Genomic DNA, 16,572 nt, shown 5'->3' on the forward strand with positions numbered 1-16,572 from the left:
ATGAGAAGTTAGGCATCAGCAGTTAGACTTAGAGCTTTGTCCGTTCCAATGGCAATAAGACAAACTAATTAGACATCAAAAATCCCACTTTATCTTGTGGGATTTTTGCTATTTTAAGATCAGCATTATTTTTGCCACTGATTATTGATAACTGGCTGACCATAATTTAGAAATGGCTTGCCTTTTTTAAAATTTTTCTTATAATTTACGTTAATTTTTATGGTCATAACCTGTTCCTCGCTTTCTTTTAATGATGTTATTCTAAAAGCAACAACTTAAAAAAAGCTTAGAAAAAGCTAATACAAACCTTAATCTAAAATCTCTTTTTGCTTAAGATTTTGCACAAGCGCATTCCATCGTTTATCCTTGCGCCAATCTTTATCGGTCACAATCTGGGCAGCAACTTTTCTTGCCTCTTCTAAAATGGGATAGTCTTCTACGATATCAGCAACCTGAAATTCAGGAATACCAGATTGGCGGATACCAAAGATTTCTCCTGATCCGCGCATTTTTAAATCTTCTTCGGCCAAAAGAAATCCATCAGTGGTTTTTGTCATAATCTGCATTCGTTTTTTTCCAGCATTCGTCTTAGGATTAGCAACTAAAATAGCATAAGACTGCTTATCGCCGCGCCCTACACGCCCACGCAGCTGATGCAGCTGACTAAGACCAAAACGATCAGCATCCATAATAATCATGATCGTCGCATTGGGGACATTGACACCAACTTCAATGACAGTCGTAGAAACTAAAATATCAATCTTTCCTTTTTTAAAAGCCTGCATAATAGCCTCTTTTTCCTCATTTTCCATACGGCCATGCATCAAGGCAACATGAGCAGAAGCAGCAAAGTAAGCTTTAATCTCTTCCTCTAAGGCAACAGCATTTTTTAAATCTAAAGTTTCAGATTCTTCAATTAAAGGAGAAATAATGTAAATCTGAGCCTTTTGCTTTACTTGCTGACTAAGCCAAGAAAAAACCCTGTCCAACTGTTCATGTTTTACCCAACGTGTGATAATGGGCTTACGTCCCGCTGGCAGCTCATCAATAACAGAAACATCCATTTCTCCAAAGGCAGTGATGGCCAAAGTTCTAGGAATCGGAGTAGCTGACATCATAAGGACATCAGGATTTTCACCTTTTTCTCTAAAAAGCTGTCTTTGTTTTACACCAAATCGATGCTGTTCATCTGTAATAACTAAACCTAATTTATGATAATTAACGCTTTCTTGAATCAAGGCATGCGTGCCAACAATCATATCCACAGAACCATCAGCAATAGCAGACAAAGCTGCTTGTTTGACAGCAGCTTTCATCCCAGAAGTTAAAAGGGAAATTGAAAGTTCAGGAAATAAGGCTCTCAAACTATCATAGTGCTGTTCAGCTAAGATTTCTGTTGGTACCATCAGAGCTGCTTGCAGCCCCCCAGTATAGGCCGCATACATGGCCAGGCTGGCTATAATCGTCTTGCCAGATCCTACATCACCTTGTAAAAGCCGGTTCATATGAGCTCCTGATTGCATATCACTCAATATATCGTCTAAACTCTGCTGCTGCGCATTGGTCAGCGAGAAGGACAGAGACTGAATTTTCTCTGTGACTTTAGACTTTTGATAAGAAATAGCCAAACCATTAGTTTGAGACCTATTCTCAGCTCTTAGTATTTGCAAATGCATTTGAAAATAAAAAAGCTCTTCAAATTTAATCCGGCGCAAAGCCTGCTGATATTCTGCCAAATCTTTAGGAAAATGCATCGCTCTTGCTGCTGTTTGTCTATCTAACAAATGATATTTTTCCAGTAGTATGCCTGGCAGGTTTTCTGGCAATTCCCTAATATAGCCTGCATCAAAGGCTGATTTTATGGCCTTAATCACAGCAGACTGAGAAATACCCTGGGCTACATGATAAACAGGCTGCATGTCAGCTTCTGCCTGAATTAAGATTTTTATTCCCACCATAGAAGACTTAGCCTGATCCCATTTTCCAAAAATCGCCATTTCCTTTCCCAGCTCAATCTTATCTTTTAAATAAGGCTGATTAAAAAAAGAAATAGCAATGACTGCTTCTCCTTGTTTTAATTTAAAAGAAAGGCGATTCCGCTTAAATCCATAGTAGTGAACATTAGCTGGCGTTACAACAGTACCTGTAATAACAGCCTTTTCACCATCTAGCAAATCAAAAATAGATTTTACCTTAAAGTCTTCATAACGAAAAGGATAGTAAAGCACCAAGTCTTCAATCGTATAAATCCCTAACTTGTGAAATTTTTCAGCTGATTTAGGCCCTAAACCTTTAAGTTGCGCTAGGGGAGCTTGCAAATTCATAAGGACACCTCTAATACTTTTTTATGGCAACAAAAAACGAGCTACATTAGAAAAAGAAAACTAGAGTTCTGACTGTTTTTCATCTGTATACTAGCATTGGCAATATTCTTTTTCACCACTAAAATGGTTATTATCGCTATTATTTATATTTTCTTGGAATACGATCACTCAAGAGACAAAGCACCTCATAATTGATGGTTTCACGCTTTTGCGCAATATCAGTTGCTGAGATGCTGAGACTTCCATCATCACCAATCAAGGTTACCTCAGTACCTAAAGGATAAGCTTTAGGCAGACGAATGGTTATCTGATCCATAGATATACGTCCGACAATTTGACAATACTGTCCATCCACCAAAACATAAAAGTCCTGCAAAGCTCTAGTCCAGCCATCCGCATAACCTATGGGAACCGTTCCGATAAACTCTGCTTGCTTGGCCCTATAAGTTGCCCCATAGCCGATGGTATCACCTGCCTGCACTTCTTTTACCTGAACAAGCATTGACTTTAGCTCTAGAGCAGGCTTAAGCTCATAAGGCAGTTTTAAGGTCTTACCACTGGGGTTTAGACCGTACATCACAATTCCTAAGCGTACAGCATTCATAACAGTATCACTATGCCAAATACTAGTCGCCGAATTAGAAGCATGTATCAGCTGAGGTTTATAGCTTAAGTGAGTCACAATAGCGTTAAATTTTTCCAATTGCTGATTAAACTTAGTGGCAGAAGCTTCATCTGCTGTTGCAAAATGTGTAAAAATGCCATCAACACAAGCACCTGCTTTTTGCAGACCTGCAATAAGCTCATCAGCTTCCTTACTGCTTCTGACACCGATCCTTCCCATACCAGAATCCACTTTAATATGTACTGAAAGGCCATTTAAATCAATCTTTTTTGCCTGTACCCTATCCAGCCATTCTAAGTCAGCAACTGTAACAGTAATGTCTTTTTTATTTGCCAAGGCAACTTCCTCAGGGAGAAGCACTCCTAAAATAAGAATAAAATCTTCTAGCCCTGCCCGGCGCAGTTCTAAAGCCTCATCCAGATTTGATACGCAAAAGCCATCAACCTGCTGCTGAACCGCTTTGGCAACCTGTACAGCTCCATGGCCATAAGCATTTGCTTTGACAACTGCAAAAATTTTAGCATCTTGTTTAATATGCCTTTGAACCTGTTTTATATTAAAGGTGATATTTTCTAGATGAATAAGCGCAGCCGTTGGACGATGAGGGCTTGCTATCATAATTTTTCCTCCAAAATAACACTTGCCTCCACAAAATCTCCCGAATGAGATATGCTGACAAAAATATTCCCTTCAAAAGGAGAACAAGTAAAAACAGGGGCTCCCTTGGAATTAGATAAAATTTCTAAATCTAAAAAACGTAATTTACCAATACCGCTTCCATAAGCTTTGGCAAAAGCCTCCTTAGCAGCCCATCGGCCGGCCAGATACTCTAGCTGACGTTTGGCTTTTAACTGTGAAAAGATTGCGAATTCTCTTTTTGTTAAGACCTTCTGCGCAAAACGGCTGTTTCTTTCAAATGCTCTTTGAACAGCACTGATAGTCTGGAGATCTATTCCATGTCCTATTATCATATCATCTTTCTAAAGAACCTTGAGCCTTCAATTGTTTAATAAATAGACTGCTGCAGCGATTGTATCCCCCAGTAAATGTCACTGCTTTCTAATTAGTCTTATACTTTTAGCAGCATTCTGTTGTCTGTCTAGGTTATTTTAAAGCCTCATAAATTTCATGAATGAGCTTTTCTGTATTATCCCAGCCAAGGCAAGGGTCTGTAATGGATTTGCCAAAAATTTCTGGTTCATCTTGCCGGCCATCTTCCAAATAAGACTCAATCATAAAACCGCGAACATATTGGTTAATTTTATCATTCCAATCACGGTTAATCAGACTATGACGGACAATTCTGACTTGCTCTAAGTAATTTTTACCGGAATTATCATGATTAGTATCAATGACAATAAAAGGATACTTCAATTGCATCTTCTCATACTGTGCAATCAGTTTCAAAAGAATATCATAATAATAATTCGGCTCATATTCACCATGTTCCGTACTGGCACCGCGAAGAATGACATGCGCCATAGGATTTCCGTCTGTTTCAACCTCAGCACTGTTATAAATAAAATTTTGCTGGTTTTGTGCAGCATGAATGGCATTTAGCATGACCTTAAGATTACCAGAAGTTGGATTTTTCATACCAACCGGTGCATCAATACCTGAAGCTACAAAGCGATGTTCCTGGTCTTCAACCGAGCGAGCTCCTACCGCATGATAAGACACCAAGTCATCTATCAAAACCAAGTTAGAAGGATATAACATCTCATCTGCTGTTGTCAAACCTGTTTCTGTGATGACACGATAATGGAGGTTGCGAACAGCATGAATCCCATTAATCAAATCTGGCAGCTGTGATGTATTAGGCTGATGAATTAAACCTTTATAGCCATCTCCGTTTGTTCGTGGCTTAGCAGTGTAAACACGCATAACAATAAAGATATGCTCTTTGATTTCTTCTTGTAATTTTGCTAAACGTCTGGCATACTCCAATACGGCCTCTTCATTATCTGATGAACAAGGACCGATTACCAAAAGGATACGGTCGTCTTCACCTTTAATAATTTTCGATAATTCAGCATCACGTGCTTTTTTATGGGCCAAGTGCTGACCAGTTAAACGAGTATTTTCTTTTATTTCTGTGATATCAATGGCTGTACTTTTTTGATGAATTCCCATTTTATTTTCCTAAAGTCTCATAAATTTCATGAATAAGCTTTTCTGTATTATCCCAGCCAAGGCAAGGATCTGTGATAGATTTGCCGAAAACTTCCGGTTCATTTTGCCGGCCATCTTCCAAATAAGATTCAATCATAAAGCCTCGAACTGCTTGGTGAATTCTATCATTCCAGTCGCGGTTTATTAACGTTTGACGAACAATACGCACCTGCTCCAAGTAATTTTTACCAGAGTTATCATGATTGGTATCCACAACAATAAAAGGATATTTCAAGCCCATTTCCTCATACTGATCAATGGTGTCAATAATATTATCATAATAATAGTTAGGAATGTTTTTGCCGTATTCATTCACAGCTCCGCGCAAAATAACATGAGCCAGCGGATTTCCGCTCGTTTCAACTTCTTCACCGTTGAAAAGGAAAGATTGCTTATTTTGAGCAGCATAAATACCGTTAAACATGATATTAAGATTGCCAGAGGTCGGATTTTTCATACCAGTAGGGACATCAATTCCTGAGGCTACAAAACGGTGCTGCTGATCTTCAACAGAGCGAGCTCCAATTGCAATGTAAGAAACTAAATCATCCACCAAGGGTAAATTTTCAGGATAGAGCATTTCATCTGCCGTTGTAATACCTGTTTCGGTAATAACACGATAATGCAGATTGCGCACCGCTTTAATGCCATTGATTAAACTTGGAGCTGCTTCTGTATCTGGCTGATGCATCATCCCTTTGTAGCCATCTCCATTCGTACGTGGTTTAGCCGTATAAACACGCATAACCATAAAAATACGATCCTGAACTTCTTTTTGCAATTTAGCCAAGCGATGAGCATACTCTAGTACAGCCTCTTCATTATCTGATGAACAAGGCCCAATGACTAAAAGCAAACGATCATCTTCTCCTTTTATAATAGCTTCTAATTCACGGTCTCTTGCTTCTTTTTTTGCTAAAGAATTCCCCGTTAATTTGGATAGATGACGGACTTCTTCAATATTAATTTTTTTACTAACTGCTTTAAAAGACATTTTTTATCCTAACTAATTAACTTAAAACTGTTTGCGGCCATGACAATTTTTGAATTTTTTACCTGAACCGCAAGGGCATTTATCATTACGACCAACACCCTTAAATATAGAATCCTGTTCAGAATCTGCTGCTCTTGAGCGAGCTGCAATATTCTTTTCAGCTGTCGTTGTTGCATGTTCAGCTTCTTTTTCGCGCTCTTGTTCATGAATTTGTGCTTTCATCATTGTTCGTGTGACATCAAATTCAATCGCTCCAATCATATCTTGGAACATTCGGAAACCTTCTGACTGATATTCAACAATAGGATTATTTTGCGCATAGCCGCGTAAGCCAACTGAGCTGCGCAGCTGATCCAGTGCATCAATATGATCCGTCCATTTATTATCCACAACCATAAGAATAAGTACTTTTTGGAATTCCCAAACCGCTTCTTCATTATGCAGTTTCTCAATTTGACGATCATAATTTTTCATAGCTGCATCATACAAAAAATCTTTAATATCATCATATTTCAGATCTTCAATATCATGCATGCTGATGGAATCTTCAGGCAATAGGTTTGTTTTAGCAAAATTAAGAATAGCCTCAAGACTCTCTTCACGATTCAACTGACTGTGCGAATCCACTGTACGGTTGATCGTTCGTTTAATCATTGCTTTAATCTCAGGACCAAGATCACGCTCAGCAGTAATGACATCATAGCGTTCAGCATATATGATTTCACGCTGCTCCCGCATAACATCATCATATTGCAAGACCTGCTTACGCGTATCATAATTATTTCCTTCAACGCGTCTTTGTGCAGATTCCACCTGATTGGTCAGCATCCGTGATCTAATGACAACATCGTTGTCTTCCTCAATAAAGCGATCCAGAAAAGCTTTAATACGCTCAGAACCAAAGCGTCTCATAAGTTCGTCTTCAAGGGAAAGATAGAACTGTGATTCTCCTGGGTCTCCTTGACGGCCAGAACGTCCCCGAAGCTGATTGTCAATACGGCGGCTTTCATGACGCTCAGTACCAATCACACAAAGACCGCCGAGGTCACGCACGCCTTCACCGAGTTTAATATCCGTTCCACGGCCTGCCATATTGGTCGCAATCGTTACAGCACCGCGTTGGCCCGCATTCATGATAATCTGTGCTTCTTTAAAATGGTTCTTGGCATTCAATACTTCATGAGGAACATCTGACTGCACAAGCATCTTAGAGATTAAATCAGATGTTTCAACCGCAACTGTACCAACCAAGACAGGCTGTCCTTTTTCATGACGTTCTTTAACATCAGCAACGACGGCTTTAAACTTAGATTCCAAAGTTGGGTAAAGCAAATCCTGATGGTCAATACGTGCTACTGGACGGTTGGTTGGAATTGGAATAATACGCATATTATAAATTTCACGAAATTCTTCCTCTTCGGTCTTAGCCGTACCTGTCATTCCCGCTAGTTTTTTATACATACGGAACATATTTTGATAAGTTATTGAAGCACTTGTTTTGGATTCATCTTGAATAGGAACGCCTTCTTTAGCCTCAATAGCCTGATGAAGACCATCAGAAAAACGACGTCCTTCCATTGTCCGTCCTGTAAATTGGTCAACAATTAAAATTTCCTGTTCCTGACTGACAACATAGTCAATATCAAGCAGCATAATATAATTAGCCCGAAGCGCATTGTCTATATAGTGCGTCAAGGCAACGTTATCAATATCATAAAGATTGTCTAAACGAAAGTACTCTTCGGCCTTATCAATACCCGAGTCTTTAAGTCCTATCGTTTTAGTCGGTGTATCAATAGCGTAATCATCTTCAGATAAAGTTTTAACAAAACTGTCTGCACGGTGATAAAGCTGACTCGTTTCATTGCTGACTGGACCAGAAACAATTAGCGGAGTTCTTGCTTCATCAATCAAAACAGAATCCACTTCATCTACAAGTGCAAAATTCAGCGGCCGCTGAACCATGTTTTCCTTGCGGACAACCATATTATCACGAAGGTAGTCAAAACCAATCTCAGCATTGGTTGAATAAGTGATATCGCAGTCATAAGCTTCACGTTTTTCACTAGACGACTTAGCAGCTAAATTGATACCGACAGAAAGCCCAAGCCATGAGTATAATTCGCCCATCTCAGTAGCATCGCGTGTTGCCAAATATTCGTTGACCGTTACAACATGAACTCCCTCACCTGACAAAGCATTAAGATAAACTGGCATAGTTGCTGTCAGTGTTTTACCTTCTCCTGTACGCATTTCTGGGACATCTCCATGGTGGAGAACAACCCCTCCCATAATCTGAACGCGGTAAGGATAAAGCCCAAGAACACGTTTTGAAGCCTCACGGACGACTGCAAAAGCTTCCGGCAGCAAATCATCTAAAGTCTCACCGTCTTGGTAGCGTTTCTTAAATTCCTCAGTCTTAGCTTGGAGTTCTTCATCTGAAAGAGACTCCATCTCATCTGCATAACTTTCAACTTTCTTTGCTATTTTTGTTAATTTTCTTACTTCACCTTTATCGTTTTCAACGATAGCACGTAAAATATTTGCCATCTTTATTCCTTTCGAGAGTATTATCAGTTTATTCTATCACAAATAAGGGCTCCATTCAAGAAACAACTGACCTTTTAAAGCTAAATAAAAAAGAGGAAAGAAAAGCCAACTTCTGCCAAGTAATGGCTTTTACTCTACTCCTTTATTTTAGATTCAAAGCGGCGAAACAAGACCCCATAGACTATAAGTCTGCCGCCTCCTTTTTGAGCTGTATCAATAGCAAAACAAGACTTCCTTTTGCTGCTAAAGCTTAGTGATGTTCATTGGGATAACTAGCAATAGCTGTCAGGTCGCCTGTAAATTCCCACTCATTAACATCTGCCGGCAGAATAAAATGATCCCCTTTTTTAAGATCATAATGCTGCCTGTCCACTGTTATACTGCCTGCACCATCAAGTATACTGACCAAAAGATAAGGAAAAGTTCGATACATTTTTATTTCATCTTTGATTTGCCATTTATAGACAGTAAAAAAGGGGCTAGATACAAGCAAAGTAGATTCTAACTGCTCTAAGGACAGGTCAGCTGGGACCGAGTTAGCTGGTTTTCCAATCGTTAAAACATCAATAGATTGCTCAATATGCAGTTCTCGCTTTTGTCCGCTGCTGTCTTTGCGATCAAAATCATAGACACGATAGGTGGTGTCGCTAGACTGCTGCGTTTCAAGAACCATGATTCCCTTACCAATAGCATGCATAGTCCCGCTAGGTACATAGAAAAAATCACCAGCCTTAACAGCTACCTTAGTTAGCAAGCTATCCCACTGGCCAGCAGCAATCATCTGACGGAGTTCCTCTTTAGATTTAGCATGATGTCCATAGATAATTTCTGCGCCTTCTTCAGCAGCAATAATGTACCAGCATTCTGTTTTACCTAATTCTCCTTCGTGCTCAAGCGCATAAGTATCATCAGGATGCACCTGAACACTCAGCCAGTCATTAGCATCTAAAATTTTTGTCAAGAGCGGAAAAACAGGACTGGAACTATTGGCAAACAATTCTCTATGTTCTGCATAAAGCTTATCTAAAGGCATCCCTTTATAAGAGCCGTTTTTAATGACGGATACACCATTAGGGTGCGCTGAAATAGCCCAGTATTCGCCAGTTGTTTCACTAGGAATAGAGTAGCCAAATTCAGTTTTCAAATGATCTCCGCCCCAAATTTTTTCATGCATCTGTGATTGTAAAAACAAAGGTTCTGCCATAGTGTTCTCCTTTAAATTTATTCTATACATAAACTAACCGCCATTTAAGTTTTTCACTAGATGTTCTTAACATCTAATAGTGAGTATCCTCTAGTATCATAACGATTACGGCTCCACGAATACTCAATAGGACGCCCATTTTCTAAGTAAACGACCTGCTCCACCTGTAAAATAGGATCATTTTCTTGACAATTTAAATAATCTATGTCGTAGTTATCTGGCTTCTCAGCAGTGATATGTTTATAAGAACCTGCAAATTTCAAACCTAACTGATTTATCAGAAAATCATAAATAGAACTTTTTAGAACCTCTTCATCCAATCCGGGCACCAAATCAACTGGCATAAACGTGTGTTCAATAACATAAGGAATATCATCAAGTAGACGAAGACGCACAATTTTATAAACGGGAGCTGTCAAATCCAATTGAAGTCTTTCAGCAACTGTATCTTTAGGAAATTCCACCTCAAATTCAACAATCTGACTAGATAGATTAACAGCCTGATCCTGTAAATCCTTACTTAGTCCATTATAATTATCTAATCGAAACTTAGCATCACTCTTATCCCAAAATGAAGAGTCTAAAACCTTGGTCCCGTTTCCTTGCTTTGAAAAAACCAGGCCTTCAATTGTTAAGATTTCAATAGCCTTTTTGACAGTCATCCGACTAACACCAAATTCTTCAGCTAAATCAGACTGAATCGGTAATTTTGTATCAACCGGATAAGTTCCTTTAGAAATTCTGTTTCTAATAATACCGGCTATCTCTTCGTATTTTGGCATAAATTCACTTCCTTATGTTACTTCTGCTACATATCTTATGTTCATTATAACTCAGGATCTGCCTGTCTGTCTAGTACAAGAAGGAACGGATACCAAATAAGTCCAACAATAAGCACATCAATCAATTGTAAAATCCCGCCCATGACAGAATTAGTCGCCATCATTCCACTGAAGAAAACAGGAACAGTCCACGGTACAGAGACACCAGTCGGCGCCGGAACAAGGCCTATTAGCATAACCAAATAATTGATAACGGTTACAATTAGAGGTGATAAAAGCCAAGGAATCAAAATAGTTGCATTCATTACAATTGGTAATCCAAAAATGACAGGCTCATTAACATTGAAAATACCTGCACCAAGTGCTAGACGGCCAACATCTTTGTACATTTTTTTCTTAAGCACAAAAGCCATTATAAGCACAACTGCTAAGGTCATACCAGAACCGCCGAGCCCTACAGTAAAGGTCTCCATAAATGATTTAGAAATGATATGCGGAACGGCTTTCCCAGCTTTATAAGCTTCAAGATTTTCAAGGTTAAGTGTATTCCAGATGGGATCCATTACGGAATTAACCAAAATTTGGCCATGAAGCCCAAAAAACCACAGTAACTGAATAAAGAACAAAGCAACTAAAGTAGCTCCAAGACTTGATCCCAAACCTACCAATGGCTGTTGGATGATTTTATAAATGATATCATGAAGATTCACCTTAAAGACACCTGATAAAACAGCATTTAAAGCGAGAAAAATAAACAGAGTCAATGTTCCCGGAATAAGAGCCGCAAATGATTTAGCAACTGCCGGCGGAACCGTATCCGGCATCTTAATTTGCCAACCCTTATTGCTAAAACGGCTATACAATTCAGCTGCGATAAAAGCCGTTATCATTCCTAGAAACATCCCTTTTGCTCCAAGACGGTCAAGACTTAAAACATTTGAAACAGTTTTGCCACTGTCTGTTTGCATATAAAATGGTGTTAGGAGTAAGAAACTAGACAGAGCCACTGCTCCACCAAAAACTCCTTCAACTTCGTAGCCTTTTGATAAATAATAGCCAATACCAAAGACAACAAATATAGTCATAATAGACATAGTAGCTGATTGACCATTTCCTAGAAGGTCCGACAAAATTCCTTTTTGACTAGTATTTAAGAAGGGTAGATTGGTGATAACAACAATAATAGAACCAAACATAGTAATTGGAAATGCCAGCATAAAAGCATCACGCAATACTGTCAAATACCGATTAGAACCAAGAATATTCGCTAGCGGAAGTAACTTCGCACTAATTGCATCCAAAAACTTATTCATAAGTTTTTACCTACCTTTTTAATTTTTTATCCACTAACAATATATAATATTTCTTTATAAATGTCTATACTTTTAAATAAAAAAGATTGATTTTTTTAAAAAAAGATATATAATAAGGGTATATAATTAATCGAATTAAGGAGTTTCTTATGTCAAAATACACTTTTCCAAAAACATTTTTCTGGGGAACTGCATCCAGTGGTCCTCAAACTGAAGGCCGCTTTGACGGTGACGGTAAGGGCGACAGCATCTGGGATTACTGGTATGCAAAAGAACCTGAGCGTTTCTTTAATCAGGTAGGACCAGACAAAGCTTCTTATAATTACAAATTGTTTAAAGAAGATGTTCAGCTGATGAAAGCAACAGGTCATAACTCATTCCGTACTTCTATTCAATGGAGCCGTCTCATTCCCAACGGTGTTGGTGAAGTTAATCCGGAGGCTGTCACATTTTACAACAATTATATTGATGAATTAATAACAAACGGTATTGAACCTTTCATAAACCTTTATCATTTTGATATGCCAATGTTCCTGCAAGAAAAAGGGGGCTGGTTAAATCGAGAAACAGTTGATGCCTATGTCACTTTTGCTAAAACCTGTTTTGAACTTTTTGGTGATCGTGTCAAATACTGGTTTACTCATAATGAGCCTATTGTTCCAGTTGAAGGTGGCTATCTCTACGACTTTCATTATCCAAATGAAAAAAATTTCAAGCACGCTGTTCAAGTTGGTTTCAATGAAACACTTGCTAGCGCACTTGCCATCAAAGCATATCATGAAACACAGGATGGAAAAATCGGGATCATCCTCAACCTAACCCCAAGCTATCCTCGTGATGAAAATAATCCCGAGGATGTCAAGGCTGCACAAATCGCAGATGTCTTTTTTAACCGTTCATTCTTAGATCCAGCCATTTATGGAACTTTCCCAAAAGAATTGATTGCAATAGTTAAAGAACTTGATATTGTTCCAAAACATACTAAAACTGACCTTGAAATCATCAAGAAAAACACTATTGATCTTTTAGGCATCAACTACTACCAACCACGCCGTATCAAAGTTAAAGAAAATCATGCTGAAGCTAATCCACAAAACCCTATGCCTGAAGATTACTTTGATAATTATGACATGCCAGGTAAAAAAATGAACCCTTATCGTGGATGGGAAATCTATGAAAAAGGGATCTATGATATCATGATTAATGTCCGTGATAACTACGGTAATATCCCTTGCTACATTTCAGAAAATGGTATGGGTGTTGAAGGCGAGGAGCGTTATGTTAACGCAAACGGGCAAATTGAAGATGACTACCGTATTGAATTTATCAAAGATCATCTTCGCTACCTTCATCAAGCTATCCAAGAAGGTGCTAACTGTCTAGGTTACCATATGTGGACTTGTATGGATAACTGGTCTTGGACCAACGCTTACAAAAACCGTTATGGACTTATCGCTGTTGATTTAGACAAGAAAGGCAAACGTACCATCAAGAAATCTGGCTATTTCTTTAAAACATTGGCCGACAAAAATGGATTTGAAGATTAAATTTGTCAAAACTCCCTGAAAGTTTCGATACCTCAGGGAGTTTATTCATATTGTTCTTTGACTTCCTTAGAGTACTTCTTCCAAGTTCTAGACTTTTGAGACTGTCTATACCATCCCTTCTTATACCTTTTAAGTCATTGTCTTAAAGGTGTATTCGGAAATCTGATAAGTCTCTAGTAGCTGACTAAACGCCTTCGTATATTTAAGATACAACTGAACAATCTTTAATTTCTTTTCTGCGGATTTTGAACTTCTTTGGGACATAGGAAAACTCCCCTTATAGCTTCTAGTGAATTTTGTTTTTTCACTGTCCATTATATGGGGAGTATATCAGTATTATCTTCTATAGGCTTATTTTGCTTAGAGAGTATTATTTATTTTGCTTCAACTTTTTTGTAAAGTTCAAGCATCTCTAGTGCCACTTCACGCAAAGTCATTGTTGTCATCAAATGATCTTGAGCATGAACCATGATAATTTCCATATTGATTTCAGCACCACTGGCATAATCTTGGAGAAGTCTCGTTTGAGCATGGTGAGCTTCAAGTAACTCTGTATTAGATGTTTCTAATTTTTCAGCCGCCAGTTCAAGTTTTCCCTCACGCATAGCAACAAAGGCCTCATGAACAGTCGTCCTTGCATTACCGCTATTTAGAATAATGCCAAAGGCTGTCATTTGTAATTCTTCCTTATTCATCAAATGCTGCTCCTATACTTAGATATTATCTGTAATCAACTTAGCCATTTTTTCAACTCCCATTGGAATTGGAATATAGGCTTGAGGTGGTATTTGGACAACAGACTTACCAACCATTTTTCCAGCTTCAGCAAATTGATTGAAATACATTTTAGTTTGAGGACTAACCAAGTAAATATCAAATTGAGCTTCGCTAATTACTTTGTTTCCTTCAGTTGCACTAATAGCATCTACAGAAATATCTTTTCCTTCTTTTTGAAAAAGTTCAGTTGTTTTTTTAGCCATTAGAGATGAAGACATCCCAGATGCACAGATAATTAACGCTTTTGTCATAATAAAAACTCCTTTTTATCTATTAAATCATTACAAATTTGGGAAGGTGGACATAAAATTACTCACTGCACCAAGCAAGTTGGCATTACTTCTGAAATGACAAATTTCCAACTCAAATGATAAATCAGATGCCCCTGTTTCTTTTTGAATCTGCTGAATTCGCTGAATCAATGCATCTCTTAGATTCTTTCCAGCAGAGACAGCTCCGCCTATTGCGACCAACTCAGGGTTGAGGACAACAAGGGTATTGAAAATGCCTCTCGCCAAATCATCATAAAATTGATTAACAGCTTCATTAGCAGTTACATCTCCCTGTTCAGCCAAATCAAACAGGTCTTTACCAGAAAAAGATTCACCTAGTCCATGCCTTTGAGCATAACGCTTTGCTACTTGAACTGGGCTAACCGTTTCACTCAAGGTTTCCTTGCTTGTCAATCGCATAAAACCAAATTCCCCAGCAAACAAATCCGGACCTTTTCTCAACTGCCTATTAAGAACAACAGCTCCTCCAACGCCCGATCCAATGACAAAGAAAAGAGCATCCTTAGCATTCTTCGCCACCCCGAAAGTAAGTTCGGCCAAAGCAGCGCAATTAGCATCATTTTCAATACTTACTGGCAAACTAAGTAAAGATTCAAGCGCTTCCAAAATTTTGAAGTGATGAATATAAGGAACTGCACTTACTCCTTTTACAACGCCGTTATCAGAATCCACTGCACCAGGTGAGCTGATAGCTACACCTTGCAATAGAAAATCTTTACTAAATTCTTCTTTCAAAGAAAGCAACTGCGCTGTCATTTGCTCCCAGGTTTTGGGAGTGCAAAAAGACGATTTACGGTGTAATTTATCATCTTCATAGACAGCATACTTGACCGCCGTTCCACCAATATCAATTGTCAATATTGCCATAACAGCCTCCTTATATTTATGATTTAATTATAGCATCTCTTCGACAAAATGTATAGTCTTTTTTTAAATAAATATATATTTATTTAAAAAAGGATTGAAATAATTTCAATCCTTACTAATCTGATACAATACAAAATAGAAAATAGAAAAAAGTGCAAAGCTGCAGACAATGCTAAAACACATCAAAATAAGTCAACAATGCCTATAAAATGTTACCAATTCTATCTTACATGTTCAGATTTTTTCTTAGCCAAAGCAAAATTACCTAATGTAGCAGAACCATTTTCAGCCACTGCTGGTGTTACAATATAATCTCTGACATCTGGTACTGGCAGATAATCATTTAAAAGTGAAGTAAATTTCTCACGAACTCGGTTGAGCATATGCTCTTGTGCCATAACACCGCCGCCAAATACAATAACCTGCGGACGGTAAAGTAGCGTTGCCTGCACTGCAGCTTGCGCAATATAATAAGCCTGGATATCCCAAACATCAGAATTCTGTTCAATCAGCTCTCCTCGAATACCGGTCCGCGCTTCAAGACTAGGTCCTGCTGCTAAACCTTCCAGACAGCCCTTATGGAAAGGACAGGTCCCGTAAAAATCGTTGGCTGCATCGCTTGGATGGAGAGCTACATAAGTATGCCCTGCTTCCGTGTGTCCACTACCACCAATAAATTCCCCATTTTGAATAGCACCTGCACCAATACCGGTTCCAATAGTATAGTAAACAAGGCTGTTCACATTGTGACGAACAATTGTCTCTCCGTAAGCAGAAGAATTCACATCCGTTGTAAAATAAAAGGGAATGTTAAAATCTTTTGCAATTAAACCAACCAAATCAACATGAGCCCAATCTGGTTTTGGTGTTGAGGTGATATAACCGTAAGTTTCTGAATGCGGATCAATATCTATTGGACCAAAAGAGCCAATAGCAATACTCATTAAATTTGATTCAAACTGTTTGAAAAAAGCTGTGGTTTTCTCAATTGTTTCATAAGGTGTTGTGGTTGGAAATTGAACTTTCTCTACAACTTGAAAGTTATCATCCCCAACAGCACAGACAAATTTCGTTCCACCAGCTTCAATGCTGCCATATAATTTAGCCATTTATTTCCCCTCATC

At 38.4% G+C, this 16,572-nt stretch carries 14 protein-coding genes; 1 reads left to right on the forward strand and 13 read right to left on the reverse strand.

Going from position 1 to position 16,572, the window contains the following annotated elements; all coding sequences use genetic code 11:
* Window positions 1-308: 308 nt before the first annotated feature.
* The 9 genes from recG to celB form a co-directional block, all read right to left on the reverse strand.
* A complete protein-coding gene (gene recG, locus STRMA_RS06050) occupies window positions 309-2,324 on the reverse strand; it encodes an ATP-dependent DNA helicase RecG (RefSeq protein ID WP_003078531.1) in 2,016 nt (671 codons plus the stop codon).
* A 139-nt stretch (window positions 2,325-2,463) separates the two neighbouring features.
* Window positions 2,464-3,567, reverse strand: a complete 1,104-nt coding sequence (gene alr, locus STRMA_RS06055) for an alanine racemase (protein ID WP_003081234.1) — start codon at window positions 3,565-3,567, stop codon at window positions 2,464-2,466.
* Window positions 3,564-3,920 (reverse strand): holo-ACP synthase, encoded by a 357-nt coding sequence (gene acpS, locus STRMA_RS06060; RefSeq protein WP_003078791.1) that lies wholly within the window; start codon window positions 3,918-3,920, stop codon window positions 3,564-3,566. Before acpS ends, alr begins: the two co-directional genes overlap by 4 nt.
* 133 nt (window positions 3,921-4,053) lie before the next feature.
* Complete coding sequence (locus STRMA_RS06065) at window positions 4,054-5,082, reverse strand: 3-deoxy-7-phosphoheptulonate synthase (protein ID WP_003081652.1); 1,029 nt, start codon at window positions 5,080-5,082, stop codon at window positions 4,054-4,056.
* Window position 5,083: 1 nt separating this feature from the next.
* Window positions 5,084-6,115, reverse strand: coding sequence for a 3-deoxy-7-phosphoheptulonate synthase (locus STRMA_RS06070; RefSeq protein WP_003080144.1), 1,032 nt, complete (start codon window positions 6,113-6,115; stop codon window positions 5,084-5,086).
* A gap of 21 nt (window positions 6,116-6,136) precedes the next feature.
* Window positions 6,137-8,665 (reverse strand): preprotein translocase subunit SecA, encoded by a 2,529-nt coding sequence (secA, locus tag STRMA_RS06075; protein WP_003078869.1) that lies wholly within the window; start codon window positions 8,663-8,665, stop codon window positions 6,137-6,139.
* Window positions 8,666-8,915: 250 nt separating this feature from the next.
* Complete coding sequence (gene manA, locus STRMA_RS06080; RefSeq protein ID WP_003080593.1) at window positions 8,916-9,869, reverse strand: mannose-6-phosphate isomerase, class I; 954 nt, start codon at window positions 9,867-9,869, stop codon at window positions 8,916-8,918.
* 56 nt (window positions 9,870-9,925) lie between these two features.
* Complete coding sequence (locus STRMA_RS06085) at window positions 9,926-10,651, reverse strand: GntR family transcriptional regulator (protein ID WP_003079320.1); 726 nt, start codon at window positions 10,649-10,651, stop codon at window positions 9,926-9,928.
* Window positions 10,652-10,695: 44 nt separating this feature from the next.
* Complete coding sequence (gene celB / locus STRMA_RS06090; RefSeq protein ID WP_003081082.1) at window positions 10,696-11,964, reverse strand: PTS cellobiose transporter subunit IIC; 1,269 nt, start codon at window positions 11,962-11,964, stop codon at window positions 10,696-10,698.
* 149 nt (window positions 11,965-12,113) lie between these two features.
* Between celB and STRMA_RS06095 the strand changes: the two genes are divergently transcribed.
* Entirely contained in the window at window positions 12,114-13,511 is a 1,398-nt protein-coding gene (locus STRMA_RS06095) for a glycoside hydrolase family 1 protein (protein WP_003079863.1), read from the forward strand.
* A gap of 374 nt (window positions 13,512-13,885) precedes the next feature.
* Here the strand turns inward: STRMA_RS06095 and STRMA_RS06105 are convergent, their stop codons facing one another.
* The 4 genes from STRMA_RS06105 to scrK all read right to left on the reverse strand — a co-directional run bounded on the left by STRMA_RS06105 (window position 13,886) and on the right by scrK (window position 16,557).
* Window positions 13,886-14,206: a PTS cellobiose transporter subunit IIA gene (locus STRMA_RS06105; RefSeq protein ID WP_003082142.1), complete on the reverse strand. Its 321-nt coding sequence runs from the start codon at window positions 14,204-14,206 to the stop codon at window positions 13,886-13,888.
* 18 nt (window positions 14,207-14,224) lie between these two features.
* The gene (locus STRMA_RS06110; RefSeq protein WP_003080662.1) at window positions 14,225-14,539 is read right to left on the reverse strand and encodes a PTS cellobiose transporter subunit IIB; all 315 of its coding nucleotides are present in this window, start codon (window positions 14,537-14,539) and stop codon (window positions 14,225-14,227) included.
* Between the two features lie 30 nt (window positions 14,540-14,569).
* The gene (locus tag STRMA_RS06115; protein WP_003082479.1) at window positions 14,570-15,448 is read right to left on the reverse strand and encodes an ROK family protein; all 879 of its coding nucleotides are present in this window, start codon (window positions 15,446-15,448) and stop codon (window positions 14,570-14,572) included.
* 221 nt (window positions 15,449-15,669) lie between these two features.
* The gene (gene scrK / locus STRMA_RS06120; RefSeq protein WP_003082469.1) at window positions 15,670-16,557 is read right to left on the reverse strand and encodes a fructokinase ScrK; all 888 of its coding nucleotides are present in this window, start codon (window positions 16,555-16,557) and stop codon (window positions 15,670-15,672) included.
* Between the last annotated feature and the right edge of the window lie 15 nt (window positions 16,558-16,572).

Source organism: Streptococcus macacae NCTC 11558 (genome assembly GCF_000187995.2).
Taxonomy (GTDB): domain Bacteria; phylum Bacillota; class Bacilli; order Lactobacillales; family Streptococcaceae; genus Streptococcus; species Streptococcus macacae.

Coding starts and splice junctions, on each gene's coding strand:
- recG (WP_003078531.1), bottom strand. CDS start 2,324: ATGAATTTGCAAGCTCCCCTAGCGCAACTTAAAGGTTTAGGGCCTAAA.
- alr (WP_003081234.1), bottom strand. CDS start 3,567: ATGATAGCAAGCCCTCATCGTCCAACGGCTGCGCTTATTCATCTAGAA.
- acpS (WP_003078791.1), bottom strand. CDS start 3,920: ATGATAATAGGACATGGAATAGATCTCCAGACTATCAGTGCTGTTCAA.
- STRMA_RS06065 (WP_003081652.1), bottom strand. CDS start 5,082: ATGGGAATTCATCAAAAAAGTACAGCCATTGATATCACAGAAATAAAA.
- STRMA_RS06070 (WP_003080144.1), bottom strand. CDS start 6,115: ATGTCTTTTAAAGCAGTTAGTAAAAAAATTAATATTGAAGAAGTCCGT.
- secA (WP_003078869.1), bottom strand. CDS start 8,665: ATGGCAAATATTTTACGTGCTATCGTTGAAAACGATAAAGGTGAAGTA.
- manA (WP_003080593.1), bottom strand. CDS start 9,869: ATGGCAGAACCTTTGTTTTTACAATCACAGATGCATGAAAAAATTTGG.
- STRMA_RS06085 (WP_003079320.1), bottom strand. CDS start 10,651: ATGCCAAAATACGAAGAGATAGCCGGTATTATTAGAAACAGAATTTCT.
- celB (WP_003081082.1), bottom strand. CDS start 11,964: ATGAATAAGTTTTTGGATGCAATTAGTGCGAAGTTACTTCCGCTAGCG.
- STRMA_RS06095 (WP_003079863.1), top strand. CDS start 12,114: ATGTCAAAATACACTTTTCCAAAAACATTTTTCTGGGGAACTGCATCC.
- STRMA_RS06105 (WP_003082142.1), bottom strand. CDS start 14,206: ATGAATAAGGAAGAATTACAAATGACAGCCTTTGGCATTATTCTAAAT.
- STRMA_RS06110 (WP_003080662.1), bottom strand. CDS start 14,539: ATGACAAAAGCGTTAATTATCTGTGCATCTGGGATGTCTTCATCTCTA.
- STRMA_RS06115 (WP_003082479.1), bottom strand. CDS start 15,448: ATGGCAATATTGACAATTGATATTGGTGGAACGGCGGTCAAGTATGCT.
- scrK (WP_003082469.1), bottom strand. CDS start 16,557: ATGGCTAAATTATATGGCAGCATTGAAGCTGGTGGAACGAAATTTGTC.